The sequence below is a fragment of the Rickettsiales bacterium genome, assembly GCA_035765535.1.
GTDB lineage: Bacteria > Pseudomonadota > Alphaproteobacteria > Rickettsiales > JABCZZ01 > JABCZZ01.
On the sequence record DASTXE010000003.1, the window covers coordinates 355,156 to 381,245 of the forward strand.

General features: G+C 53.1%; 24 protein-coding genes. 19 read left to right on the plus strand and 5 right to left on the minus strand.

Annotated features, from left to right (window positions below):
- Positions 1-146: 146 nt before the first annotated feature.
- Positions 147-521 carry a hypothetical protein gene (locus VFT64_04695; protein ID HEU5047125.1) on the minus strand — a complete coding sequence of 125 codons (375 nt, stop codon included), beginning with the start codon at positions 519-521 and terminating at the stop codon, positions 147-149.
- 34 nt (positions 522-555) lie between these two features.
- Positions 556-1,584 (minus strand): DUF2235 domain-containing protein, encoded by a 1,029-nt coding sequence (locus tag VFT64_04700; protein HEU5047126.1) that lies wholly within the window; start codon positions 1,582-1,584, stop codon positions 556-558.
- 212 nt (positions 1,585-1,796) lie between these two features.
- On the opposite strand from VFT64_04700, the gene VFT64_04705 reads away from it, so the two are divergent.
- From VFT64_04705 to VFT64_04720, 4 genes are all read left to right on the plus strand, one after another.
- Positions 1,797-2,996 (plus strand): cytochrome P450, encoded by a 1,200-nt coding sequence (locus tag VFT64_04705; protein ID HEU5047127.1) that lies wholly within the window; start codon positions 1,797-1,799, stop codon positions 2,994-2,996.
- Between the two features lie 123 nt (positions 2,997-3,119).
- The gene (locus tag VFT64_04710) at positions 3,120-3,794 is read left to right on the plus strand and encodes a hypothetical protein (protein HEU5047128.1); all 675 of its coding nucleotides are present in this window, start codon (positions 3,120-3,122) and stop codon (positions 3,792-3,794) included.
- A 17-nt stretch (positions 3,795-3,811) separates the two neighbouring features.
- Entirely contained in the window at positions 3,812-4,447 is a 636-nt protein-coding gene (locus VFT64_04715; protein HEU5047129.1) for a hypothetical protein, read from the plus strand.
- Between the two features lie 14 nt (positions 4,448-4,461).
- A complete protein-coding gene (locus VFT64_04720; protein HEU5047130.1) occupies positions 4,462-6,072 on the plus strand; it encodes a Dyp-type peroxidase in 1,611 nt (536 codons plus the stop codon).
- A gap of 205 nt (positions 6,073-6,277) precedes the next feature.
- Here the strand turns inward: VFT64_04720 and VFT64_04725 are convergent, their stop codons facing one another.
- On the minus strand, positions 6,278-6,784 hold the full coding sequence (locus tag VFT64_04725; GenBank protein HEU5047131.1) for a CHAP domain-containing protein: 507 nt from the start codon (positions 6,782-6,784) through the stop codon (positions 6,278-6,280).
- Positions 6,785-6,798: 14 nt separating this feature from the next.
- Positions 6,799-7,740 (minus strand): ACP S-malonyltransferase, encoded by a 942-nt coding sequence (gene fabD / locus VFT64_04730; GenBank protein ID HEU5047132.1) that lies wholly within the window; start codon positions 7,738-7,740, stop codon positions 6,799-6,801.
- 227 nt (positions 7,741-7,967) lie between these two features.
- Here fabD and rpsF point away from each other — a divergent pair, with 227 nt between their 5' ends.
- The 10 genes from rpsF (at position 7,968) to VFT64_04780 (ending at position 17,494) form a co-directional block, all read left to right on the plus strand.
- The gene (rpsF, locus tag VFT64_04735; protein ID HEU5047133.1) at positions 7,968-8,336 is read left to right on the plus strand and encodes a 30S ribosomal protein S6; all 369 of its coding nucleotides are present in this window, start codon (positions 7,968-7,970) and stop codon (positions 8,334-8,336) included.
- Positions 8,337-8,368: 32 nt separating this feature from the next.
- Positions 8,369-8,638, plus strand: coding sequence for a 30S ribosomal protein S18 (rpsR, locus tag VFT64_04740; protein HEU5047134.1), 270 nt, complete (start codon positions 8,369-8,371; stop codon positions 8,636-8,638).
- Between the two features lie 68 nt (positions 8,639-8,706).
- Positions 8,707-9,633: a hypothetical protein gene (locus VFT64_04745; protein ID HEU5047135.1), complete on the plus strand. Its 927-nt coding sequence runs from the start codon at positions 8,707-8,709 to the stop codon at positions 9,631-9,633.
- 236 nt (positions 9,634-9,869) lie between these two features.
- Positions 9,870-10,049, plus strand: coding sequence for a hypothetical protein (locus VFT64_04750; protein HEU5047136.1), 180 nt, complete (start codon positions 9,870-9,872; stop codon positions 10,047-10,049).
- 161 nt (positions 10,050-10,210) lie between these two features.
- Entirely contained in the window at positions 10,211-12,928 is a 2,718-nt protein-coding gene (gene secA, locus VFT64_04755; GenBank protein HEU5047137.1) for a preprotein translocase subunit SecA, read from the plus strand.
- 36 nt (positions 12,929-12,964) lie between these two features.
- Positions 12,965-14,152, plus strand: coding sequence for a 2-oxoglutarate dehydrogenase complex dihydrolipoyllysine-residue succinyltransferase (gene odhB / locus VFT64_04760; protein HEU5047138.1), 1,188 nt, complete (start codon positions 12,965-12,967; stop codon positions 14,150-14,152).
- A gap of 44 nt (positions 14,153-14,196) precedes the next feature.
- On the plus strand, positions 14,197-15,363 hold the full coding sequence (locus tag VFT64_04765) for an MFS transporter (GenBank protein HEU5047139.1): 1,167 nt from the start codon (positions 14,197-14,199) through the stop codon (positions 15,361-15,363).
- A gap of 122 nt (positions 15,364-15,485) precedes the next feature.
- Positions 15,486-16,067 carry a cytochrome c family protein gene (locus VFT64_04770; protein ID HEU5047140.1) on the plus strand — a complete coding sequence of 194 codons (582 nt, stop codon included), beginning with the start codon at positions 15,486-15,488 and terminating at the stop codon, positions 16,065-16,067.
- 1 nt (position 16,068) lies between these two features.
- Positions 16,069-16,548, plus strand: coding sequence for an NfeD family protein (locus VFT64_04775; protein HEU5047141.1), 480 nt, complete (start codon positions 16,069-16,071; stop codon positions 16,546-16,548).
- A gap of 10 nt (positions 16,549-16,558) precedes the next feature.
- Positions 16,559-17,494 carry a stomatin-like protein gene (locus VFT64_04780; protein ID HEU5047142.1) on the plus strand — a complete coding sequence of 312 codons (936 nt, stop codon included), beginning with the start codon at positions 16,559-16,561 and terminating at the stop codon, positions 17,492-17,494.
- Positions 17,495-17,546: 52 nt separating this feature from the next.
- Here VFT64_04780 and aroA read toward each other — a convergent pair whose 3' ends face one another.
- Positions 17,547-19,562: a 3-phosphoshikimate 1-carboxyvinyltransferase gene (aroA, locus tag VFT64_04785; GenBank protein HEU5047143.1), complete on the minus strand. Its 2,016-nt coding sequence runs from the start codon at positions 19,560-19,562 to the stop codon at positions 17,547-17,549.
- Positions 19,563-19,677: 115 nt separating this feature from the next.
- On the opposite strand from aroA, the gene VFT64_04790 reads away from it, so the two are divergent.
- The 5 genes from VFT64_04790 (at position 19,678) to mdh (ending at position 26,090) form a co-directional block, all read left to right on the plus strand.
- Positions 19,678-20,199 (plus strand): FYDLN acid domain-containing protein, encoded by a 522-nt coding sequence (locus tag VFT64_04790; GenBank protein ID HEU5047144.1) that lies wholly within the window; start codon positions 19,678-19,680, stop codon positions 20,197-20,199.
- A gap of 30 nt (positions 20,200-20,229) precedes the next feature.
- Positions 20,230-23,010, plus strand: coding sequence for an AsmA family protein (locus VFT64_04795; protein HEU5047145.1), 2,781 nt, complete (start codon positions 20,230-20,232; stop codon positions 23,008-23,010).
- Positions 23,011-23,085: 75 nt separating this feature from the next.
- The gene (locus tag VFT64_04800) at positions 23,086-24,318 is read left to right on the plus strand and encodes a hypothetical protein (GenBank protein ID HEU5047146.1); all 1,233 of its coding nucleotides are present in this window, start codon (positions 23,086-23,088) and stop codon (positions 24,316-24,318) included.
- Positions 24,318-25,034, plus strand: a complete 717-nt coding sequence (locus VFT64_04805; protein ID HEU5047147.1) for a prepilin peptidase — start codon at positions 24,318-24,320, stop codon at positions 25,032-25,034. Before VFT64_04800 ends, VFT64_04805 begins: the two co-directional genes overlap by 1 nt.
- Positions 25,035-25,145: 111 nt before the next feature.
- Positions 25,146-26,090 carry a malate dehydrogenase gene (gene mdh / locus VFT64_04810; protein ID HEU5047148.1) on the plus strand — a complete coding sequence of 315 codons (945 nt, stop codon included), beginning with the start codon at positions 25,146-25,148 and terminating at the stop codon, positions 26,088-26,090.

Genomic DNA, 26,090 nt, shown 5'->3' on the forward strand with positions numbered 1-26,090 from the left:
GCTGTAACGTAAGAGGTATATAACCCGACAATTCTTTTGTTATAAGGAAACTATAAGCGCTCGATAAAGAAGGTTATAAAGCAGCCATTTCATGGTCCTTCGATTGAGACAGAATCTCTTCTTAAGACAGTGATGGATTGTAATATTTAACGAGGACGATGCGTTGTATGAAGCACTTCCTTCACCGTAGCAGCATATTGGCTGACATAGATAGACCAGCAGAATACAGGCGTGATCGCAACAAGTGCGGCTACGATAATCCAGGTGGAAATATAGGCCGGAAAGAGCAGCGCGATGAATGACGCCAGCAGCGTTTTGAAAACCCACTCATTGGTTTTAACCGCGGTGGATTGGTGCTGCTTAATCCTTTCATCCACCTCATGCCAGAACGTATCCTGTGCGTCTTTTCGGAAAGTATTGCGATAGATCGTCGCATGCATGCGCGCAAAATGTTTGCTGATATAATATGCAATGATCATCAGCACGAGCGCGGCAAGCACGAATGGGGCGTGGAGTATCATAAACACTCTCTTTCATAATGTGGCGATAGGCAGATTATCCCATTACGTCTTCAATCTTCAAGGCATAAGGAGTCACGGCAAAAATCGGCTCGCAATTGAGCGGCTTGTAGGAAGGCATTTTCTGCGTGCGTATTAGCACGCTGTTAGCCATTGTCATATCGGGCGTGATGATATCGATGATATCACGCATCCTCGGCGCTCCCCAGGTCTTTTTCCAGGATTCATGTGCCGGTGCGAGCGCATTCGCTTCCGCAAGCGTAGTGCAGCTTGTAAAACTGTCCGCATTAAATAGCACGCCTTCCTCTTTCGCCCTGTGCATCATCCATGCAAGCGGGATTTCGGAAAGTCCGCAATCCGCATAACCTCCTCCCACATCGCAGTGCACTCCGGCAAACCAGGTCTGCCGTAGTTTTTGTCCCGGACGAGTGGGGCCGTTCCATAATGTAGGAGGAAATTCTTTGCGCCGTTCGTCAACAGATAATGCCTGATATGCCGCATCGACATTGGGATGCAGGGTCGTATCCAGAAAACCATAAATTTTGGTGTCAAAGCCTTCAAAAATATCGCCGGGAATACCGAGCGAGCCGACCGTATCCCACACGCCGATCATAGCGATAGTAATTTCACGATTGCCATATTGTTTCCGGACGGCTTCCAGTTGCGCGCTGTTGCGGCTGCGGTAAGCGCTTAATACATCCGAACTGGTGCTGGCGGTGATGAGGCTTTTATCCGGCAAACCGCAGGCTGCAATCATTCCGGCAAGACTGCGCACTGTATAGGCGCCGCGGCTGAAGCCGAAAAAATAGAGGCGGTCGCCCTCATTATAATGTTGAGCGATGTAATCGTACCCATTCTTGATTTTCTCGAACAGGCCCACACCGAAAAAACCGCCCATAAACTTTTCGACACGGTTGCCGTCTGCCCCTATGCCGTCATCGTAATGAGTAATTTGTGCATCGGACTGCTCAAGTGCGTTGAATAATTTTGCGACGTTACTGAGAGGCTTTTTATCCGGCAGGTCGGTATCCCATGTGCCGTCCGCACAGAAAATGATATTGGCCATGTATGTTCGAATGGTTAGTTATATTGTATAGAGAAATGCGCGCGACTATATGCTGCCAGCACAGGATATGCAATAACCGTAAGTTGAAATACAACCATCTGTTGCAGTTTTGCAATTGCGCGCGAATATATTCCAAAAACGAAAAGGCTCAATTGAAAAGCATGAACGGCAATGCTACAGGTCAGCCGATAATCTCTCTTAATGGTTGAACAATGGCATTGAAAGATACATTACAGGCGTTTGCGCTAAAACACCTTCCTTTCGCGTTCTGTCTGTTGCGTAATATTAAGCCTGTTCTGACCTTCGGCGACCTTACGATTGTGAGCCGGTTTGCGGATGTGCAGGAAGTGCTGTCGCGACCGGATGTGTTCGGTGTGACCTATGCGCAGAAAATGGGAGTGGTGACGGCAGGCAGTAATTTCTTCCTCGGAATGGATAACACGCCGACTTATATGCGCGATGTTTCGAACATGCGCATCCTGATCTGCCGCGAGGATATTGACAGCATCATCATGCCGATGATCGAGCGGCTGTGCAGGGAAGTGCTTTCGGGGCGCACGCGCGAGCTTGACGTGGTGAAAGATCTGGGCGGTGCAGTGCCGGCACGCTTCGTCAAGGAATATATGGGGGTTCCGGGTACAAGCGAGGCCGAATTGATCGACTGGACGACTTATCTCTTTCAATATCTTTTTGCTCCGAAAAATCCCAAGGAAGTGGATGACAAGGCCGTTACTGATGCTGCAAAACTGCGAGCCTATCTTGATGATCTGATTGCGAAGCGCAAAGCCGCAGGTGTTACAGGGGATGATACGATAGCACGTTCGTTGGCCCTGCAGACATCCGGTACGCCCGGTATGACAGATGTAGATATTCGCAACAATATGATCGGCATCATCATCGGCGCGATTCCGACTACATCCAAATGCGTGGCGCTCGTGATCGACTATCTGCTGGATCATCCTGATCTGCTGGCTGCAGCACATGAGGCGGCGCTGCGTGATGACAACGCGCTCATGCGTAAATACGTGCTGGAATCGCTGCGCCTCAATCCGTTCTCACCCGGTATCTTCCGTATCACGAATGAAGATTATACCGTGGCGGCAGGCTCGTTCCATGCGACCAAAATCCGCAAAGGCGAAAAAGTCGTGGTGTTGACTCAGTCTGCAATGCTGGACGGCAGGCAGGTGAAGTCGCCGTGCCGCTTCAGGCTCGACCGCCCGGATTACCAGTATATGCATTTCGGCTATGGCATGCATACCTGCTTTGGCCAGTATATTAACATGGCGCAGATTCCCCTTATCGTGAAAGCTATCCTGAAACTGCCGAACCTGCGGCGCAAGGGCGGCGAGGAAGGCAAGATACAGAGCCGCGACGGATTCCCCACTAGCCTGAAAGTGGAGTTCGGTGCGTAACATGCAAAGAAAAGCAGTGCGTGGATACGCGGAGGAATTTTATATGACGCCCCCTTTAGAGGGGGTAGGCGAAGCCGTAGGGGGCGATGCACTCGCCACCTCTAAATTATAGGAATAAACACTATGTCCAATATCGCCGGAAAATCCTATGCCATGAATGTCGTCACGCCCATCCGCTGGTGGACGCGCTGGTTCAACCGCGGCATTTTTCTTGCTGTGACCATCGGGACAAAAGTCTCCATTCCGCTCTTTACGCCTTTCATTATCAGCAAGCTCAAGGGGCTGATGACACTGTCGCTTATTCATTATGCGCGCTGGGCCATTGTAAGGCCGTGTGATTTTCCGCATCTGGATGCTTCCCAGCCGCGCGAGACGATCAAATACAGCTATATGTTCTTCTTCAGCAATTTCAATGGCAGCTGGACGCAATATGTCGATTCATTCCATATGGCCATTCCGACCGGCCTGAACCTGTTCTGGAAATGGAACGTGCGCTACCCCGGTTCCGTGCCGTTGTCGCCGTTTCATTCCTATATTACGTATAACCAGATATGGACGAATCATTACTATAATGCCTATCCGCTGGCTGCCTCCAACGATGTTAAGGCCGCCAAAGAGCTCAGGGATGGGCTGCTGGATTTCGTGAGCAAAACACGCGGCACCACGCCGGAGGATTTTAAAAAACGCTATGACGCATTCCTCAATGCGATGCAGAGCAATATCAGCATGATGGAACCGACGCCGATCGTAAGCCTCGCAACGCAGGCCGTCTTGGCGCGGCGTCAGACAGCAGCATAACGGGAAGGAAAAACACCATGGCAAATACAGCAGCAGGCGCATACGGCCTGACATTATTATGCCCTATCAAGGGCGATATTGACGGGGCATGCTGCGGCAATATCGTGCGCAACCGCTTAGAGGCGCTTCCGCTGGATGCATTGAGCCCGATGGCGAAAGTGCCGAACACCTATCTGTGCCGGTTTTATGTACTCGACGATGTGTTCTACGAAAGCTATCCGGCATGCGAGGAGCATCTGAAGTCGCGCTACCTTGTGTTCTGCGCAAACTTCCATGGCGATCTCGATACTTACCTGGAGGGAATGTGGCGCAATGCCGAGCGGGATATCCGTTCCATCTGGGAATATTGCGTAGCGTTCGAGCATGTGCGCAGCGTGAATGACTTCATTGCCTACGTTAAACGCTGCCAGGTCAATAACGATCTGTTCTTCAACGGCTCCAACGGCGCACCGCTGGCAGAACAGCTCAAATCGCTTTACCTCAAGCAGGAATTCTCACGCTTTGTGTATGACAATTACGGCAAGAGCGCTGTGGAACTGCAGGCGGCATTCGAGAAATTCATCAGCGCCGTACAGCCGGAAAACCTGGCAGGGCCGACCTGGACTCCGGGCATGACGCAGGAAAACCCGCAGCATCATTACAACAAGTTATAGGATAAGGGGCGGCGATGAATAATAGCATCTCTCTCGATTTGGCGGATATACAGGGCAATATCATAAAGTCCTATGGACGTTATGGTTTTCCGTATGCGCGCTATATTCTGTTTAGCGTGCATGACGGCGATGCAGGACGCAAATTTGTTCGCGAACTGACACCACTGGTGACAACGGCGGTCGCATGGAAACAAAAGGAAGGCGCTGAGGGACTGCATAAGCCAGATAGCACGCTTAATATCGCCTTCACTTATCACGGTCTTAAAAGCCTGGGGCTATGCGATGAAAGTCTGCATAGTTTCCCATCGGATTTTACCGAGGGCATGAGAACACGCCGCGAAATTCTCGGGGATGATCAGAAAAGCGCGCCGGAATATTGGGACCCGGTCTGGTGCCACGAAGAACATCGTGTAGCAATATGGGTGGCCATCAATGCGCAGAGCATGGAAGCGCTGGAAAAAGCCTATGCTGTTTTGCAGCAGAAACTGACTCTTGTAGGCCCCGGTGTTATCCAGCTACACGGACACCGCGGTGAAAACGGCGCGGATAATCTGCCCTATCAGGAAGCGGCGGCGTTATTCGATGACGCAGGCAAAGTGACGCCCAAGGAACATTTCGGCTATACGGACGGCATCAGCGATCCGTTCTTTAAAGGCACCGGAGAAAACCCGGCTTATGTACTAGGTGCAGGCAAGCCTAACGGGCGTAATCCGGCCTCGCCGTTCGGATGGGATGCGTTGGAACCCGGTGAATTCATCATGGGGCTGCGTGACGAAGCGAAGGAACAATCGGCAACGCCGAGCCCGTATTTGCTGGGGAAGAACGGCACATTCATGGTGTACCGCAAGCTGCATGAAAATGTCGGCTCTTTCAACTCCTATCTGGAACAGGAAGCAGCGCGTCATCCGGAGAATGATAAGGAATTGATCGCGGCCAAGTTCGCAGGCCGTTGGCGCAACGGCGCGCCGCTGGCATTGTTTCCACAAGAAAAAGAAGCTGATGCGTTCATGAAAGAGCTGCAGGATACACGCCACGCCTTGCATAATGCGCGCGGCATGCTGCAGGAAGCGGAACTGGAAATCAAATACCTGACGCTGCTGAGCAAGCTTGTGGGTTTTGATTATAAAGACGATCTGCAGGGAAGCCGCTGCCCGCTCGGCGCGCATATCCGCCGTGCCAACCCGCGCGGCAGCCTTGAGTTCGGCCAGAAAGACGCGTTCAATACGCCCGGTGCATTATCCAATCGTCGCCGCATCCTTCGCCGCGGCCTGCCTTACGGTAACGCATCCGATAAAACGGATAACGGCAATCACGGTATTATCTTCATGGCACTCGCAGCCAGCATCTCCCGCCAGTTTGAATTCGTGCAGCAGCAATGGATCAACTACAGCAACGATTTCAAGCTCGCCAACGAGAAAGACCCGCTGACGGGTAATAATGCCTGCGACAAAGAAGGCAACGGGCAGGGAAGAATGCAGTTTCCGGCGGAGCCGGGATCCGGCAAATCGCCGCATTTCTGCAAGGGCATCCCGCGCTTCATCGAAACGCGCGGCGGCGAATATTTCTTCATCCCCAGTTTGACTGCACTGAATATGATCGGCAACGGCACCGTCGATCCGACATAGTGGAGTGTTTTACCAGCTGTGTCATGCCGTGGCTTGACCACGGCATCTAAGAATTGTTAGCAGGAGATACCGCGATCAAGTCGCGGTATGACGAAGGGCTAAACGTAGGTGGGCGAGCGTGGACCACAGTCAGTAGACTGGTGCTCTTTAGTCGCCGAAGGCGTTAGGCTCATCGCGAAGGCCAGTAGGGCGGAGCGGGAGCAATTCAATTAGGATAAATAAACCCATACGCGGCATACGGAAACCCGAAAACGTTTTGCTCGTCGTTCCACAGGCGCACGGAAGTCCAGTCATTATTGGGTGAAATATCCAGTACGCGCATGGAGTCATAAATAATATGGCGGCTTTTGCTGCTATGACCCCAATTGCTGTGTGTGACATCAATACTGCGCCGGTCTACAACATTTTTTACCACGGCCACATGCCCATGCGGCATACGGGAACTGCCCTTCAGAACGAGCACGGATCCCTTCTCGGGCACATGGCCGCGCCGGTAGCGGCCAGCAGCTTTATACCACCAGCTTCCGGCATCACCGTAAAGATCAACGCCTGAAGCATCGCGTGCATAAAGCGCGCATTGGGTGATGTCCGAAGCGTAATGCCCTGATGCGTAATCATGATGGAAGCCGCCTGAAGGGCCGCACGCTGCTACCAGTAGCAGCACCAGCAGGAATGGCAGTGCAGCATATTTTCGACAGTAACGGCGAATCATAAGCGAAGAAAAGATTAAGCCGCGACCTTGAACGCTTTGATATCTTCCACCGATGCAACGCATGTAGCTTCCAGATTCTTATCGATACGCTTGGCAAGTCCCGTCAGCACTTTACCGACACCGATTTCCAGCACCTGCGTGACACCGAGCGTTGCTGCCTGCAGCATCGATTCACGCCAGCGTACCATACCAGTCACCTGTTCCACCAGCAATTTGCGGATGTCGTCCGGCGAATTGACAGGCTGGGCGGTAACATTCGCAATCACGGGAAGGGAAGGAGCATTAACGGTCACGGTGGCAAGCGCGCCTGCCATAACATCGGCAGCGGGCTGCATCATCGGTGAGTGGAACGGTGCGCTGACCGGCAGCAGCACGGAGCGTTTCGCGCCTTTTTCCTTGGCAAGCTCCACGGCTTTATTCACAGCCGCCGTTGTACCGCTGACGACGACCTGCCCCGGGGAGTTATCATTGGCGATTGCGCAGATGCCGGTTTCAGAAGCTTCCGCAACAATGGCGGCGATCTGGTCGAATTCGAGGCCAAGAATAGCGGCCATGGCGCCTTCGCCGACCGGAACGGCTTTCTGCATCGCCTTTCCGCGTGTCTTCAGCAGTCGGGCCGTATCGGCAAGCGTTAAAGAGCCTGCAGCGGCCAGTGCCGTGTATTCACCCAGCGAGTGACCGGCGAAATAATGACCATAAGCGGTTGGATTAAAACCGGTTTCCTGTTCCAGTACGCGCAGCAGCGCAATCGAAGAGGCCATAATCGCCGGCTGGGCGTTCTCGGTCAGTGTCAAGTCGGCTTCCGGCCCATCGAACATGATGCGGGAAAGATTCTGGCTGAGCGCGGAGTCTACTTCTTCGAACACAAGCTTTGCCGTTCCAAAGTTGGCCGCCAGCTCTTTACCCATACCGACGCTTTGTGAACCCTGTCCCGGAAATACGATCGCACGTTTCATATATTCATTCCCTTATATATAGTGTATATCACGCTGTAAGCCTATGCTCTGCGCGTGTCCAGTGCCTAGTAAAGGGTAAAAGGTTTTTTGGCAATAAACAATTGTTAATAATCTGGAATATCACGATAAACATGTATTCCCGATTATCGCTTGCATTATCGCTCACAATCTGTATATTACGCATCCCCCGGCAGGCTTTTCCGGGCTAACAATATTTGGAGTATCGTATGCCTCTCTATGAGAGTACTTTTGTTGTGCGTCAGGACGTTTCGCGCGCGGATGTAACTAAAATTGCTGAATTCTTCACCGATATCGTCAAGCAGCAGAACGGTAAGGTTGTAAAGAATGAGTATTGGGGCTTGCGTAACCTCGCTTATAAAATCAATAAAAACCGCAAGGGTCACTATGTGATGCTCGGCCTGAACGCTTCCCATGAAGCAGTGAAGGAGCTTGAGCGTAACATCGGTCTGCATGAAGACGTGGTTCGCCATCTGACGGTGCGCGTTGACGCGATCGAAGAAGGTCCGTCGGTCATGCTGCAGAAGTCCGGCCGTGACGAAGAAGAAACATCCCAGGCGTTTGAAGGCGCTGCATAAGCATTAAATAAAAAATACTAAGGATTAAGATTATGGCATACCAGGCAGCAGAATCACAGTCGGGACAAGGTGGAGCAGGGCGTCGCGTATTTTTCCGTCGCCGTAAATCCTGCCCGTTGTCCGGCCCCAACGCGCCGAAGATTGACTATAAAGATGTGAAGCTGCTTACCCGCTTCATCTCCGAGCGCGGCAAAATGCTGCCTTCGCGCATCACGTCCGTTTCTGCTAAGAAGCAGCGTGAACTCTCCCGTGCGATCAAGCGTGCACGCAATCTCGCATTGCTGGCGTTTGTCGTACAATAAGCTATCCTGCGGTTATAAATAAGCGGCCAGCCGTCTGGGCTTTCTAAAATCAGCGAGGCCTAGTGACTTTGTCCAAACAGGCTATAACGGTTTTATTATGCGGGATCCTGTCCGGCAGCGCCTTTCTGCTGGCGGTATATAGCCCGCAGGCGCAGCTTTTACCCTTATTCCTGCCCATTCTGCCGCTGGCGTTTATCGGATTGTCGGTCTCTTTCAGGCATAGCCTGGCAGCGGCCGCAATCGCAGCGTTTATTGTCCTCGTGGCAACCGATAGCGGCACAGTACTGTTCATGGCCGCAATGCTCCTTATTCCTGCATGCCATTTCATCCGCAAGGCATTATTGTGGCGGGGTGGAGACGCTGAAACCGAATGGTATCCGGTGCTGGAAATATTGTCGGACCTGACCTTGATGGCTGCCGGCATTTTTATGCTGGCCGTGCTGACAATTAATTATCCTGAGCATAGCGATTTAAAAACCCTCGTATCCCAGTCGATTCTGAGCCAGCTTGGCAGCCAGATCGATACGAAAGATCCTAACATGGCCCATTTCATGAAGCTTATCATGAGCGACTGGGTATTTATGATTTTCGCTCTCACAGGCTGGCTCTGGGTCATGATGATTTACGGGATGACGCTGCTGGTGAATATGTTCCTGAACTCACAGCATATGGCGCTGCGCCCGAGTTTGGCGCTGACGCCGCAGGGGATACCTGCATGGTTGCCCGCGGTGGTGCTGGCCGGTATGGCGCTTGCTTTTCTAGGCAAGGGAAACGATCATTTTGCCGGTGAAACCGTGTTCCTGATCCTTATGCTGCCCTATTTCCTATCCGGGCTGGTCAGCCTTCATAATACTTCACGTTCGTGGCGTAACCGTCGTTTCTGGCTCGGTATGATTTATATAGGATTCCTGTTCTTTCCCTGGGCAATGGTATTGTTCATTGCCAAAGGTGTCCATACGCAAATGGGATCGCTTTTGAAACGTTTTGGCGATTAATATTTATATAAAACAACTAATTAGGCTTCCGTGTTGTAATAAAATCTTCATTTAAGGCGCTGGCTTTGCATGCTATAATAAAACCAGTTTGGCGCGGTTAGTAGTCTTGCAGATTGCTGGTCAACAAATCCCGCCATACGGTGTGGGATAACCGCGCCACAATTGGGAAAAAGGCCTAAGGCGCCTTAATCCCTGCGCTGCCTCGCAGAAAATCTCTGTGAGTAATCCCGAAGGGGGTGAAAATGGCGCTGAAGCTGCTCGTTGCCGTCTCGCTGCTGGCGGAATGGGCCGGAGCCGTCTGGTATGTGCGGCGTCATCGCACAGAACTCGGAGCAAGAAAGACGGTTGCTTCGCTTGGGTTCTTCGCCATTGCCAATGCCACTCTGCTAGTGGCGCTGTTCGCGATCGTTCCGTGAGCCGTTCCGTCCGTGAAGGAAGAAAGTTTTCCTTTTGTGTCTCTGGACACCGCGGACGGGCAGCTCAACAATTTTCCTTCCTATTTAGCTTCAATCCGGCATTCCGATATAACAGTCATTGACATAAGCCTGTACGGCTCTTATTTGTTTACGCCATCATGATCGGAAATCTTGCAAGAAAAATATTCGGCACCGCCAACGAACGCTATGTCGCTTCGCTGAAAAGTTATGTGCATGCTATTAACGCGCTGGAAGCGGACGTTCAGAAGCTCTCGGACGATGAATTGAAGGCGCGCACGGGCTGGCTCAAAGAACGTATCGCCAAGGGTGAGCCGCTGGATAAAATCATGCCGGATGCTTTTGCAACGGTGCGTGAAGCATCCAAGCGCGTGATGGGAATGCGCCATTTCGACGTGCAGCTGATCGGCGGTATTGTATTGCATCGTGGCATGATCGCGGAAATGCGCACCGGTGAAGGCAAGACGCTGGTGGCGACGCTGGCAGCTTATCTGAATGCGCTTTCCGGCAAAGGTGTGCATGTCGTGACGGTGAATGACTACCTCGCCCGCCGCGACTCCGAATGGATGGGCAGAGTGTACCGCTTCTTGGGCCTAAGCGTAGGTGTTATTGTGCATGGCATGGATGACAATGAGCGCAAACAGGCATACAACGCAGATATTACCTATGCGACGAATAACGAGTTGGGCTTCGACTACCTGCGCGACAACATGAAATATTCCGTCGAGCAGATGGTGCAGCGTCCATTCAACTTCGCTATTGTGGACGAAGTGGACAGCATCCTGATCGACGAAGCGCGTACGCCCCTGATTATTTCCGGCCCCACCGAGGATAATTCCGAGCTTTATACCAAAGTCGACCGCATTATTCCGAAACTCTCTGCGGAAGATTACGAGAAGGACGAAAAGGCCAAGACCGTCGTGCTCAGCGAAAACGGTGTCCGGCATGTGGAAGAACTGCTTGTGAAAGCGGGCTTGCTGGAAGAAGGCAAGGGACTGTACGATATCGACAACGTTTCGCTCGTGCACCATGTGAACCAGGCGCTGCGCGCGCATAAGATGTTCTCATGCGATGTGGATTACATCGTAAAAGATGACTCCGTCATCATCATCGACGAATTCACCGGTCGTATGATGGAAGGCAGGCGTTATTCCGAAGGGCTGCACCAGGCGCTTGAAGCCAAGGAAAACGTGCATATCCAGAATGAGAACCAGACGCTGGCCTCGATTACGTTCCAGAATTATTTCCGTCTGTACCCGAAGCTCTCCGGCATGACCGGCACGGCCATGACCGAGGCCAATGAATTCCGGGATATCTATAAGCTGGAAGTGCTGGAGATTCCGACGAACATTGCGGTCAAGCGTAAGGATTCGGATGACGAGATCTACCGCACCAGCAATGAGAAAGACAAAGCTGTTATTGAGCTGGTCAAGGAATGCCATGCGCGCAAGCAGCCGGTGCTGGTGGGCACGGTCAGCATTGAAAAATCCGAGCATCTTTCTGCGGTGCTAAAAAAAGCTAAGATTCCGCATAACGTACTCAATGCACGCCATCACGACCGCGAAGCGCATATCGTAGCACAGGCAGGACGCGCCGGCGCGGTGACGATTGCTACGAATATGGCGGGCCGCGGTACGGACATCATGCTGGGCGGCAACCCCGAAATGCGTATTACGGATGAACTTGGACCGGAGACGGATCGCAAGTCAGTTGCTGCGCAGAAAATCTATGCGGAAGTGGAGCGTGAGAAAGCAGAAGTGCTGGAAGCTGGCGGGCTTTATGTCGTCGGCACTGAGCGTCATGAAAGCCGCCGTATTGACAACCAGCTGCGCGGCCGTTCCGGCCGTCAGGGCGACCCCGGTGCATCGAAATTCTTCCTCTCGCTCGAAGACGATTTGATGCGAATCTTCGGCTCCGAACGTATTGACGGGCTGCTGCAGAAAATGGGCCTGAAGGAAGGCGAAGCGATCTTCCACCCCTGGATGAACAAGGCGATTGAAAAAGCGCAGCAGAAGGTGGAAGCGCGCAACTACGAAATCCGCAAAAACCTGCTGAAGTTCGACGATGTGATGAACGACCAGCGCAAAGTGATCTACGAACAGCGCATCGAGATGATGACGGCGGAAGATGTCTCCGAAATCATATCGGGCATGCGCGCGGAGATAAACGAAGAACTGGTGGGTAATTTCATCCCGAAACGTTCCTATGCCGAGCAGTGGGATATGGAAGGGCTGGAAAAGGAAGTTTTCCGCATTTACGGCCTGCATCTGCCGGTTCAGGATTGGGGTAAGGAAGAAGGCATCGCCGAAGAGGAAATGCTGGAGCGCCTGCAGAAAGCATCCGATGAGCAGATTGCGCACAAAGTGAATATGTATGGCGAGCCGATCATGCGCGTGGCGGAAAAGCGCCTCCTGCTACAGACGCTGGATCAGCTGTGGAAGGATCATCTGCTGTCGCTTGACCACCTGCGCCATGGTATCAGCCTGCGTGCTTACGGCCAGCGCGATCCGCTGAACGAATATAAGCAGGAAGCATTCTCCCTGTTTGAACAGATGCTGTCACAGCTGCGTGAGATGGTGACCTCGCGCATGGCGCATATGGAAATCCATACCGAACAGCCGATGCGCTCGCTTGCGGAAATGAACCATATGCAGAAGATGCAGGAAAGCAGGTTCGACCCGGCTCTCGAAGGTGCGGAAGAGGAAGGGCTGGAAGAAGCCCATACGCCGCTGCGCACGCATATTGCACCGGAAGACCGTAATCCGGAAAATACTGCGACCTGGGGAAAAATCTCGCGCAATGAGCCTTGCCCCTGCGGCTCCGGCAAGAAATATAAACATTGCCACGGGGCGATTGTATAAAAAACGAATGAACGCAAAAACAAACGGAGAGCATTTATGGCAGTAAAAGATATTATCGTTCCTTCCATGGGCGAGTCAGTCTCGGAAGCGACCATTTCAAAATGGTTCAAGAAAGCGGGCGATGCGGTGAAGCAGGACGAGCCGGTCGCTGAACTTGAAACCGATAAAGTAACGCTCGAAGTCAACGCTCCCGCTGGCGGCGTGCTGAAGGAAATCATTGCGAAAGAAGGCAGCACCGTGGAAGTCGGTGCGCTGCTGGGCAGGATTGAAGAAGGCGCAACGGCTGCAGCCGCTCCGGCTGCGAAGGCTGCTGCTCCGGCGCCTGCGGCAAGCGCTCCGGCACCGGCTGCTGCTTCCTCCGCGCCTGCAAACGCTTCCGGCCCGGCTGCACGCAAGATTGCAGAAGAAGCAGGTGTGAATCTGGCGGACGTACAGGGCACCGGCAAAGATGGCCGCGCAACCAAAGGCGATGTGCTGGCTCACGCTGCTGCACCACAGGCTCCGAAAAAGACCGCTTCTTCCGCTGGCCACGAAGAGCGCGTGAAAATGACGAAGCTGCGCCAGACGATTGCAAAGCGTCTGAAGGATTCTCAGAATACCGCTGCAATCCTGACCACGTTTAACGAAATCGACATGACGAACGTGATCGCGCTGCGTAACGAATATAAGGACGCGTTCGAGAAGAAACATGGCATCCGCCTGGGCTTCATGTCCTTCTTCGTAAAAGCGGCCGTTGCGGCGCTGAAGGAAATTCCGGAAGTGAATGCAAGCATCGAAGGCGATGAGATCGTTTACAAGCGCTTCTTCGATATCGGCGTTGCTGTTGGCGGTTCGCAGGGACTCGTGGTTCCGGTCGTGCGCGATGCCGATGAACTTTCGATTGCAGAAATCGAAGCTGAAATCGCACGCCTTGCCGGTAAAGCCAAAGACGGCACGCTCGCCATGAGCGACATGACGGGCGGCACCTTCACCGTGAGCAACGGTGGCGTATACGGTTCGCTGCTTTCCACGCCGATCATCAACCCGCCGCAGTCGGCCATCCTCGGTATGCATAAGACCGAAGAACGCCCGGTTGCAATCAAGGGCCAGGTCGTTATCCGCCCGATGATGTATGTCGCGTTGTCCTACGATCATCGCATTATCGACGGCCGCGAATCCGTCACCTTCCTCGTCAAGATCAAGGAAGCGGTGGAAGATCCGCGCCGCCTGCTGCTGGGCGTCTAAAACGAAAAGGGCGGGCAACCGCCCTTTTTTATTTCGGAGGAGCAATGGCTGAATCTGAGGATAAAAAACGTCAGGCGTTCCGGTTCGTCTTCATTATCGGTATTGTCAGCCTGTTTGCCGATTTCACCTATGAAGGCTCGCGCAGCATTGTGGGGCCTTATTTATCACATCTGGGCGCAAGCGGTGCGGCGGTTGGCATCGTTGCCGGGTTGGGTGAATTGCTGGGCTATGGGCTGCGTATGCTGTCCGGGCGCATCAGCGAAAAGACCCGCAAATTCTGGACCATCACCATTTTCGGCTACGTCGTGCAGATGTTTGCCGTGCCGCTGCTGGCGCTGGCGGGAAGCTGGCAGGTAGCGGCATTGCTTGTGGTGGCGGAGCGTGTAGGTAAGGCAACGCGCAATCCTCCGCGCAATGTAATGCTGACCCATGCAGGCGATGTGATTGGCCATGGCTGGGTGTTCGGCATGCACCAGGCGATGGATCAGTTCGGTGCGATGATGGGCCCGTTATGTGTTGCGGTCGTGCTCGCAAAACAGGGCAATTATAAAACAGCATTCGCGATGCTGCTGATACCTGCATTACTGACGCTCATCACAGTTGCGCTGGCCCGCTGCCTTTTCCCCACGCCGGAAAATCTGCATGCGCCATTGGAAGATCTGCAGACAGAAGGCTTGCCGCGTCGGTTCTGGATATACCTTGCCGGAGCAATGCTGGTCGCGGCGGGATTCCCTGACTTTGCGCTGATGGCGTTCCACTTCAGCAAAACGGCTGCGGTGCCGGAATCCTGGATACCGATATTTTATGCGATTGCCATGGGAACCAGCGGCTTAGGCTCTCTCCTGTTCGGCAAATGGTTCGACAAAAAAGGAGTGGCAGTATTGCTGCCTTTAACGCTCGCAGTCGTAATATTCGTGCCGATGGTCTATCTGGGAGGATTCTGGCTGGCGCTGGCTGGAACGGCCCTGTGGGGGCTGGGTATGGGCGTGCATGAATCCATTATGCCCGCAGCGGTGACGAAAATGGTGCCGCCTGCACGGCGCGCCTCGGCTTATGGTATCTTTTCTGCCTTCTATGGCGGGGCCTGGTTTATAGGCAGTATGGTGATCGGTCTGTGCTACGATCACTCCATTGCGGCGGTAATGGCATTCTGCATCGTGGCTGAGTTATTAGCCATTCCATGCTTTATGAAATTAATGCGCCATTCCTGATACGATCAGCGATGCCCGTGCCGGAATTTTCGAGTTATAAATTAACGATAAATAAATTGAACAATAATTTAAGAGCAATTATAAATGAGCGTAAGACGAGAACAATTTCGCAAGAGAATGCTATGAAGAATAACGGTTTGGGGTGCTTGCTGGTGCAACTGGGCGGAGCGGTGGTTATGGCCGCAGTGGCAACGGTACTGGTGGTTGAAGGAGCGAATCTGTTTTACGGCAAGGAAGAAGAAAAAGGACGCGGTTATAAGGTTGATATTGCAGGAACCCCTGCGGCGACCATGCAGGTGGCCGGTGGAGCGGCCGCTCCGGCCGCTTCCGATGCGAAAAAAGAAGATATTGCCTCTTACCTGCAAAAAGCAGACCTGGCACTCGGTGCCCGCCTAATCAAGCGCTGTGAAACCTGCCATACGTTTGAGAAGGGTAAGCCCAATGCTGTCGGTCCGAACCAGTATGGGCTGGTTGGCCGTAAAGTTGCAGCAGTCGCAGGTTATGAGTATTCCGACGCCATGAAGGCAAGAAAAGGCACGTGGGGTTTCCAGGAACTGTCCGACTTCATCACCGCGCCGCAGGAAGTGGTGCCAGGAACGAAGATGGGCTTTGCCGGTCTGAAGAAGCCTGAAGAAAGAGCCGCTCTGTTGGCGTATATCAATAAAAATTTCAGCGATAAACCCCTTCCTGTTCCGGAAAAATAATATGATCGAAACCCTGATAAGCAATCCGGCCTATATATGGTTAACATTCGGGGCATTGCTTATCGTACTCGAAGCCCTGACAGCGCCGGGGCTGGGACTCTTTCTGGGCGGCCTGGGGGCACTATGCACCGGTATTATCGTTCAGGCAGGCTGGATTGAAACGGCATCCACTGCACTGCAATTCACAAGCTTCTTTGCATTCACGATTCTCTGGACGATTGCCCTCTGGAAACCCTTGATGAAGTTTCGCGCCTCGGGTAAGGGAAGCAGCGGTTCCAAATACCATAACATGGTCGGCGACACGGCAATAGTGCATGGTGAACGCGGATTGAAGCGCGGAGAGACAGGGCAGGTAACCTGGTCCGGTGCGGTGATGAATGCGGAGCTCGATGCATCTTCCGCAGTTGATTCCGTGCCCGCGGGTGCGCAAGTGGAAATCAGATCGGTTTCCGGTAACACATTAAAAGTAAAACCCAGGTAGGGAGATTCGTATGGCGCTTGGTACAGTGATTGGTCTGGTTATTACGTTCGTTGGCGTAGTGACGATTTTCAAAGGCATCCGTATTGTGCCGCAGCAATCGGTATGGATCGTCGAAAAGCTTGGCAAGTTTGACCGTGCGCTGGAACCGGGTCTCAACTTCCTCATTCCTTATATTGAAACGGTTGCATACAAACATTCGCTTAAAGAATATGCGATGGATGTACAGGAACAGACCGCTATCACGCGCGATAACGTGACGCTGGTAATTGACGGGCTGATTTACCTGAAAATCATGGATCCGGTGCATGCTTCTTATGGCGTGAGCAATCCGGTCTTTGCCGTAACGCAGCTGGCCCAGACCACCATGCGCTCCGAGATCGGAAAATTGACGATGGAATCCGCTTTTGAAGAGCGCGACCGCCTGAATACGAATATCGTGACGGCTATCAATCAGGCGGCACAGAGCTGGGGTATCCAGTGCATGCGTTATGAAATCCGTAACATCACTCCCCCCGCAAGCGTGCTGAAAGCGATGGAAATGCAGGTTTCCGCAGACCGCCAGAAACGCGCGGTGATCTTGGAATCTGAAGGTAAACGCCAGTCGCAGATCAACGTGTCCGAAGGTGAAAAGCAGCAGGTCGTGCTGCGTTCCGAAGCGGCGCAGATCGACCAGATCAACCGTGCCCGCGGTGAAGCCGAAGCGCTGCTGATGGTGGCGGAAGCGACGGCGGGCAGCATTAAGAAAATTGCTTCCGCGATCAATGAGCAGGGCGGTCGTGAAGCGATCGAGTTGAAAGTTGCCGAGCAGTTTATCGAAGCGTTCAAGAATCTCGCTAAGACCAACAACACGATCCTGCTGCCCAGCAATATCGGCGATGCAGGCTCCATGGTCGCGCAGGCGCTGGGCGTATTCGATACCATCCGCAATAACCGCGTCCAAGGCTAATATTCTTAGAAGTTAAAAGACGCTAGACCGCGGCAAGGCCTGGCGTCTTTTTTTATGCGGCCATCTTCCGGATTTTCTCTTTCACCATATCCAGCACCTGGTTGAACACCTGGTCGGCGCTCAAATGCGACGTGTCGATGATAAAAGCATCGTCGGCCGGAACGAGAGGGGCCACACTACGGTTGGCGTCGCGCTCGTCACGTTCGCGCAAATCCGTGAGCACCGAGTCATAAACCACCTCGATATTCTCGCCCTGCAGCTCGCGGTGGCGGCGCTGAGCGCGGGTCTCTAAGCTTGCGGTGATAAAGACTTTCAGATCGGCATCCGGGCAGACTATAGTGCCGATGTCGCGCCCGTCCAGAATAGCCCCTTTGGGATTCTTGGCGAAATTACGCTGGAACTCCAGCAAGATCGCACGCACTTCTGGCATCGCAGAAATGATAGAGGCAGCCATGCCGATCTTTTCCTGGCGCAGGCGCGGATTATGCAAATCTTCAACATCCAGCGCCTTCGCGGCTTCGCATGCGGCGGTCTTGTCATTGGGGTCCTTATTGGAATAAATCAGCTTAAGGCCCACAGCGCGGTAAATGCTGCCTGTGTCCAGATAGGGGAATCCAAGATATTCAGCCAAACGCCTTGCAAGCGTACCTTTGCCGGAGGAGGCGGGGCCGTCAATGGCGACCGTGATCGGATGATGCGCGTGTTGGATAGTGGAGTGTGGCGTATCAATGGCAATGCGCGCGCCGATGCCGTTCATCAGCTCGGCAAACCCAGGGAAGCTGGTGGTGATGGCGCTGCCGTCATCGACATGGACGGGCAGTTTCGTGGCCATGCCCATAATCAGGAAGCTCATCGCGATCCGGTGGTCGAAATGTGTCGTAACCGTACCGCCGCCCTGCGGCATGGTGCTGCCTTTGACAATCAGCGTTTCCCCCTCAATGGAAGAGGTGACACCGCATGCAAATAATCCGTTATGGACGGCAAGCAAGCGGTCGCTTTCTTTCACTTTGAGCTCGCCCAGTCCGTGCATGATGGTTTCACCCTCTGCAAAACTCGCAGCAACGGAGAGAATAGGATACTCGTCAATCATGGAGGGCGCGCGTTCTGCCGGGACGGTGATGCCCTTAAGTTTGCTGTGGCGCACGCGAAGATCGGCCACTTCTTCCCCGGCGCTGATGCGGCGGTTGCTGAAGGTGATATCCGCACCCATTTCGCGTAAGCTGTCATACAGCCCCGTGCGCAAAGGGTTAATGGTGACATTGGTGATTGTGATGTCGGAACCGGGAACGATCAGGGCAGCCACGACCGGGAACGCCGCCGAAGAGGGGTCGCCCGGAACAAGGATATTGCGCTCGGCGCGTGATATTTTCTGGTGGCCGGCCAGTGAAATAGCCACACCGCCTTCCGGCAGCTTTTCCGTTTTGATTTCCCAGCCGAAATGGCGCAGCATGCGTTCCGTATGATCGCGTGTGGCCGCAGGCTCGATCACGGTGGTCGTACCCGCCGTGTTCAATGCAGCCAGCAATATGGCGGATTTAATCTGTGCCGAGGCAACGGGCAGGCGGTAGGTAATCGGCAGTGTGGCAGAAGTGCCATGCACGGCGAGCGGAAGCTTGCCCCCGTCACGTGCTTCAAACCGTACGCCCATTTCCGAAAGCGGCGTCATCACGCGCTTCATCGGGCGGCCGCGCAGACTGGCGTCGCCGGTGAAGAAGGTGACGAAATCGTAAGGGCTGACCAGCCCCATCATCAGGCGTGCGCCCGTGCCGGAATTGCCCATATCGAGTATGTCGGAGCTTTCGCTGAGCCCGCCCACGCCTACGCCCTGCACATGCCAGTGGTTGCCGGTCTTGCGGTCTATGGTGACGCCCAGCAGCCGAAGCGCCTTAGCGGTGTTAATAACGTCTTCGCCTTCCAGAAGCCCCTGAATATCGGTGCCACCAAGTGACTGAGAAGCAAGAATAAGTGCGCGGTGTGAGATGGATTTGTCGCCGGGGACGGTCAGCGAGCCAGCGAGCGGTTTGCCCGCGGACTGGGACTGCATAGGTAGGGGAGTCGAAGAGAGCATTATTTTTCTTACATTGCCTGATGATATTTATATTGCAACACACCATACAAAAATTTAATGAAAGTAGAAAGTGCAATTATCTTGGTGTATAGTTGCGCGAGTTATAGCAATGGGAGTGAGCAAAGTGTCCAAGCCAAACTGGGGAACGAAGCGCAATTGTACCGCCTGCGGAGTGCCATTTTACGACCTGAACCATAACCCGGCCTCCTGCCCGAAATGCGGCAATGAGTTCGACCCTACGGTTGCTGCGCGTGCAAAGCGTAAAGCGGGCAAACGTAACGCGAAGGACGAGGATATGGAGACGCAGGGCGGTCCCGCATTGAAGCAGGGAGCCTCCGGCCGCAAAATGAAGAAAAAGATGGACGATGACGATGTGGGCGACGGTATCGGCGAGCTGATGGAAATCGAGGATGTGGACGATATCGAGAATCTCCATGAACTGAGCGAGCTGGAAGAAGTGGAAGAAAATTCCATTAACGAAGACGATGCGGATGAGGAAGCGCTGATCGAGGAACTCGATACGGGCGACAATGTAATCGTGGAAAATGTTGAGGATGAGGAAGCTATGGTCCTCGTTCAGGAAATTGAGGATGAAGAACAGGAAGCGGCGATCAGCAGTAAAAAGAAGAAGAAATAAATAACGCTTATTTAAAAGCCTGAAGGCCTTATGAAAAACAAAGCAATAATCATAGCTGTAACGCTGGTTGCGGTCGTTTTTCTTACTTTATGGAGCGTAATGCTCCCGATGGCCGTCAATAAGGATGATGTGCGTAAAGACCTGCAGGAAGCCTTCCAGGCGGCCACCGGCATGAAGCTCGAAGTGCAGGGCACGCCGGAATTCAAGGTGAGTCTGCTGCCTTACATAAGCATCGATTCTCTGTATGTCATTAATACCCCGGATGCCACATCGCCTTTTCTCCTGACGATTAAGCATGCCAATATATGGCCGAGCATTACAACCCTGTTTCATGGCAAGGCAGGAATACGCAAAGTCGAATTGACGGGAGTGAATATTGACGCGGAAGTGCTGAGCGGCGGCAGGCTGAACTGGCAGGAAGTATCTTCTTATTGGGATAAAGGGATATTCCAGACCGAAAAAATGAAAAACGAGGCGGTCTCCGGCGCCATGAACGTAGTGGTACTGGGGGGGCAGCTGCATTACAGCAACTCCCTCACAGGTGCAGCGGCTACGCTGGATAATGTAAACGCGGTATTCGATGCGGATCCGGCAGGCAAGGCGGGCGCTAATATCAGGCTCAATTACCGCAACAGGCCTTATACCGTAGCCGCTTCCGTAAAAGGCAATCTGATGAAGCTCTTTACGACCGATACCGTGCCGGTGGATGTCAATGCCACGAGCGGCCAGAGCAATTTTACCTATGCAGGCACTGCCGGATACAAGAATAATCGGTCCATATTCAATGGCGACATCAAGTTAGATACGGACGACCTGGCCTATTGGATAGACCTCTATCATAACGAAGAGCCGGCAGATAATATGGCCGGTTATAAAAAGCTTCCTGTCAGCGCGACAGCCAAGCTGACAATGGCGAACCCGGCAAAAATGGTTTTTTCGGATATCGCACTGAGCGGAACGACCATTCAGGGACGCGCGCAGGCGGATGTAAATCTCGTGGCCAGCGAAGGGAAAGATATTGCCAATCTGAATCCGGCTGTGAGCGCCAGTGTAAAAGCTGCAATCGACACGATGGATCTGGATGGAATTGTAACGAATGGATTCCTGTTGCGCGGCAAGAACGAACATAATGAACAGGCAGGGGTTATGGCGCCTGCGCATGCGGCCAATCCTGTGAGCATTACAGGCGATATCACCATCAAAGATATGGTGTATAACAATAAGCACATCCGTAACGCGTCTGTATCTGTCAGCACGACTGGCGATGACATGATGGTGCCGCAATGCATTGCCACACTTCCCGGCGACACACGCCTCGATTTCTCCGGTATCGGCCATTCAGGCGTTCATGGGCTTACGGTTGAAGGCCAGGTGGATGTTGAGGGCAGCAGTCTTGTCGAGTTGCTGACATTATTCAAAACAAACAGCATTACCTTGCCGTCCAATGATTTCCGCCGTTTCCACATGAGAGCTAACGCGCTGGCTTCGTCCAAGGAAGTCATGCTGTCGGAGCTGGTGGCGCGTGTGGAAAACATGGTGATCAATGGCGGGCTGAACGTAAAGCTCGATAATCGCGCCAGCCTGCAGGCGGCGCTTGGCATCCGCGGACTTAACATTGACAATATCGCGGCGCTGTGGGGATTGCAGAGCCTGAGCGGTACGCTGCTGAGCCGGAACGATCTGGGGGACCAGAAGGAAGGTGCCATCTCCGTATGGTTGAAGAAACTGGGATACGACATGCTGGTGAGCACGTCGCTGCAGAATTATACGCTGAACGGTAAATCCTACGATCAGGCAAACCTGACTATCAGTGCCGCGGAAGGTAAAATAGAGATGACGGCTCTGAAAGTACCGTATCAATCCTCCGTGGTATCCGGTAGGATGGGGATCAACGTATCCGGAAAGACCCCTGAATTCGACATTCATGCATTGGTGGATACTCTTAACCTGGATACGCTGTTTCCCAAAACGGCTTCAGGCAGCCAGGGCAATACGCGCTGGTCGAACGATCTGCTGAATTTCAGCTGGATGGAGTTGCTCAAGGGCACGTACGATATCCGGTTCGGCCATCTCACATATGGCAATATAGAAGCAGACGATGTCAGCATGGTGGGAACGCTGGCCGATCAGAAAATGAATGTCGAAAGCTTGAAGGCGAATGCTTTGGGCAGCGGTATCAGCGGCAAGTTTACATTGACGGGCGGCGCCATCCCAACCTTTAGTGGCGCCGCGAATATATTGGGACTGCGGCTGGAAAAGGCAGCTTCGCTGTTGCCCGCACTGAACGGTGTTGCGGGCGTGTGCAATATGAGCGTAAGTCTCAATACGAATGGTATCAGCGCCATGTCCTGGATGTCCAATATGCAGGGTGGTGTCAGCGTCAGTGGCCGCAATATCGAAGTGCGAGGCTTTAATCTGCCGGGCATTATTCGCGCAGTGGCTTATGTAAGAACGGTGGCAGACATTCTGAATGCGGTTGAACGTGCTGTGCCGGGTGGAAATACATTATTCAATACGCTTGAAGCGCAATGGAATGTATCCAAGGGAACGCTGGAGACGCTTAATGCCAGGGTGACGAATAGCCAGGCGGACGGAGCTATCGTCAGCAAGCTCGACCTGATCAACTGGACAAGCAATACCGCCATCACATTCGCATTGAAGGCGCTCGATCCCGTTAATATGCCTAAAATACTGGTTAAGGTCACGGGCAACATCGATCAGCCTAAGCTGGATTTCGATACAAGTGCACTTGAGCAGTATGTGAATAACAAGACTTCGGAGCGGATGCTTCATGATTATGGAGCGCATTAAAGGATTTTTTCCGGGTGGGTGGTTTTGTATCTTGGCTGACGATATGACCGCCTTCCGGCATTCCAGCGGGAAAATATGCTTACGATTGTAAAAGATGCGGAAATAAAGCTGGTTGAGATGGTGGGAGGCCTTGCGGAAGAGGCCATAAGCTGGCGCGCCGTCTACTTTAATTTCGATAAGCTGCAGGAACAATACCGGAGCCAGTACCAGATACAGATCGCTGTCAATCTGCTGAGCGATTTACTGGGGGAACATGAAGGCGGGGTGTTCGTTTGTTTTGACCAGACCATTTTCATGATCTGCCGCAACATCAGCAAAAACAAGATAGACAAGGCCATTTTCCAGCTGCGCTACCTGTTTATCGACGATCCGCTCGCCTACGATAGCGCCGGCGAGGAAAATCCGAATTTCTGCCGGGTGTTCGATCTGGGGCGTGAATATGCGGAATTTTATCATCTCTGCCGGCGCAAGCTGTCGCAAAGCAAGCGGGTCGAGCGCACGGAAGAAGAAATGGTGATCGCTCCGATCGGGGAAGCGCCGCAGACGTCCGAAAACGCGAATGTAAGCTTTACTCCAACCCGGCTTGCCCATATCGAGCATGATCTGAACAAGGCGGATTTAAGCCGTATGTTGCGCCGCCAGCCCATCTGCGCTATGAGCGGTAAGAATGCGCGTCGTGTATTTGATGAATATTATATTCATATCTCGCATCTGCGCCGCATGCTGAACGTGAAGACGGATTTCTTCAGCAACCGGCTGTTATTTGCCTATCTGACCCAGATTCTGGATGAGCGCATGCTGGATCTGCTCAGCATGAGCCCGCTGCGCTACCTCGATTCGCCCGTCAGCCTGAATTTTAATGTGGAAACGTTGCTATCCAGGAAATTCAGGGAATTTGATACGCTTATCAAACCCCTTGTGAAATTTTCGATTGTGATCGAAATCCAGATAGGGGATGTATTCGGCGATATCCGCGCGTTTGTTGCGGCACGCAATATCGTGCAGCAGATGGGATATAAAATATGCGTGGACGGACTTACCAATTTCAGCATTGTGCAGATCGACCGTGAAAAACTGGGGTTCGATTTCGCCAAGCTGCAATGGAATGCCGATCTGGAAGAGGATATCGGCGCCAGGGAAAACCAGAAGATCATGGAAGCAGTGAAAAGCTTTGGTTTTAACCGCGTTATCCTGAGCCGTTGTGACAATGCGCAGGCGGTCAATTATGGTCAGGCCATGGGCATTAACCTTTTTCAGGGGCGCTATATCGACAACCTCCTGAATCCCACTCAGAAAGTAGAAAACTAATGCATTGGCTGGACATACTGCCCGGAATTATCTGGTCGGGCTTTCTTGGGCTTGCAATCGGTAATTTCGCGACCAACCCCATTTATCGCTTGCCGCGAAACGAGTCCCTGTTCGGGCGTGATCCCTATTGCGGCGATTGCAATGCGCTCCTGAAGCCGCGCGATCTGTTTCCGGTGTTCTCATGGCTGTCCACGCGTGGCCGTTGCCGTTATTGCGGAGCAAACGTTCCGGGGTCTTATACCATTGTGGAAGCCGTCACGGGGCTGTTGTTTGTGTTGTTTTACCTGAAATACGGGTTTTCCGAGCGTTTCATGCTGGCCTCCTTCGGGGCGACGGCGTTTATTATGATCGCGGCGATGATCCACATCGATAATTTCTTTTCCAACCGTACGCTGGTAGCAGCGATGATGTTCGGAATGCTGGACCGTACGCTGGTAGACGGGTCGCTTTATGGGTTTCTGGGAACCGGATATGCGGGATTACTGGCCGGAGCGGTGGCATGGAAGCTTTCAGGTCGCCCCATGGCGCGGGATATGGGGGCATTCCCGGGCTATCTCAAGCTTCTGGTGGCGGCCGGAATCTGGGTGCATCCAGTGCCATTTGCGGTATTGCTCGCTGCAACGCTGGTTGCAGGCCTCATTGGAAGGCAGGTAAAGCAGGAGAGGCTCGCGGAATGGGCGATTATCGCCGGGGTGATTACGGCCATGGCGTTGTAATGTTCCGGGACGAAGGGGAAGCGGCTGTTTCCCGGAGGGAAAAAGTGAAAAAACCCTTTGTATTATTATTTTACAGGTGTATTAAGGCAACAATAAACCAAGGAGGAACGAATGGCTCGTAAGAAGATAGCTCTTGTCGGCGCTGGCATGATTGGCGGAACGCTCGCCCATATTATCATGAAAAAGCAGCTTGGTGATGTGGTATTATTTGATATTAACGAAGGCATTCCCCAAGGCAAGGCGCTGGATATTGCGCAGGCTTCTTTCGTAGACGGTTCCCCGGTCAGCCTCAAAGGTACGAACGACTATAAAGATATCGCCGGTTCCGACGTTATCATCGTGACCGCAGGCGTGCCGCGCAAGCCCGGCATGAGCCGTGACGATCTCGTGGCCACCAATGCGGGCGTCATGAAGACGGTTGGCGAGAACATTAAGAAATATGCGCCGAATGCATTCGTTATCGTCATCACCAACCCGCTCGACGCGATGGTGTGGGTGCTGCGTGAAGTGTCCGGCCTGCCGCATCATAAAGTAGTCGGCATGGCAGGCGTGCTCGATTCCGCGCGTTTCTCCTATTTCCTCTCGGAAGCGACCGGTGTTTCGGTGCAGGATATCTCGACCTTCGTGCTCGGCGGCCACGGTGACACCATGGTGCCGCTCGTGCGCTACTCCACCGTCGGCGGTATTCCGCTGCCGGATGTGGTGAAGCTCGGTATGCTCCAGCAGGACCAGCTCGACAAAATCGTGCAGCGTACGCGTGACGGCGGTGCGGAAATCGTAGGATTGCTCAAGACCGGTTCGGCATTCTATGCCCCGGCAGCTTCAGCGGTGAAAATGGCCGAATCCTACCTGTTCGACCAGAAGCGCATCATTCCCTGCGCGGCGCACCTGAACGGCCAGTTCGGCGTGAAAGACCTGTATGTGGGCGTGCCGGTGGTGATCGGTGCGAACGGCGTGGAAAAGATCGTTGAGATCGAACTGAACGCCCAGGAAAAAGAAATGTTTAACAAATCAGTCGAAGCCGTGCGCAGCCTGTGTGCAGGGATCAAACTGTAA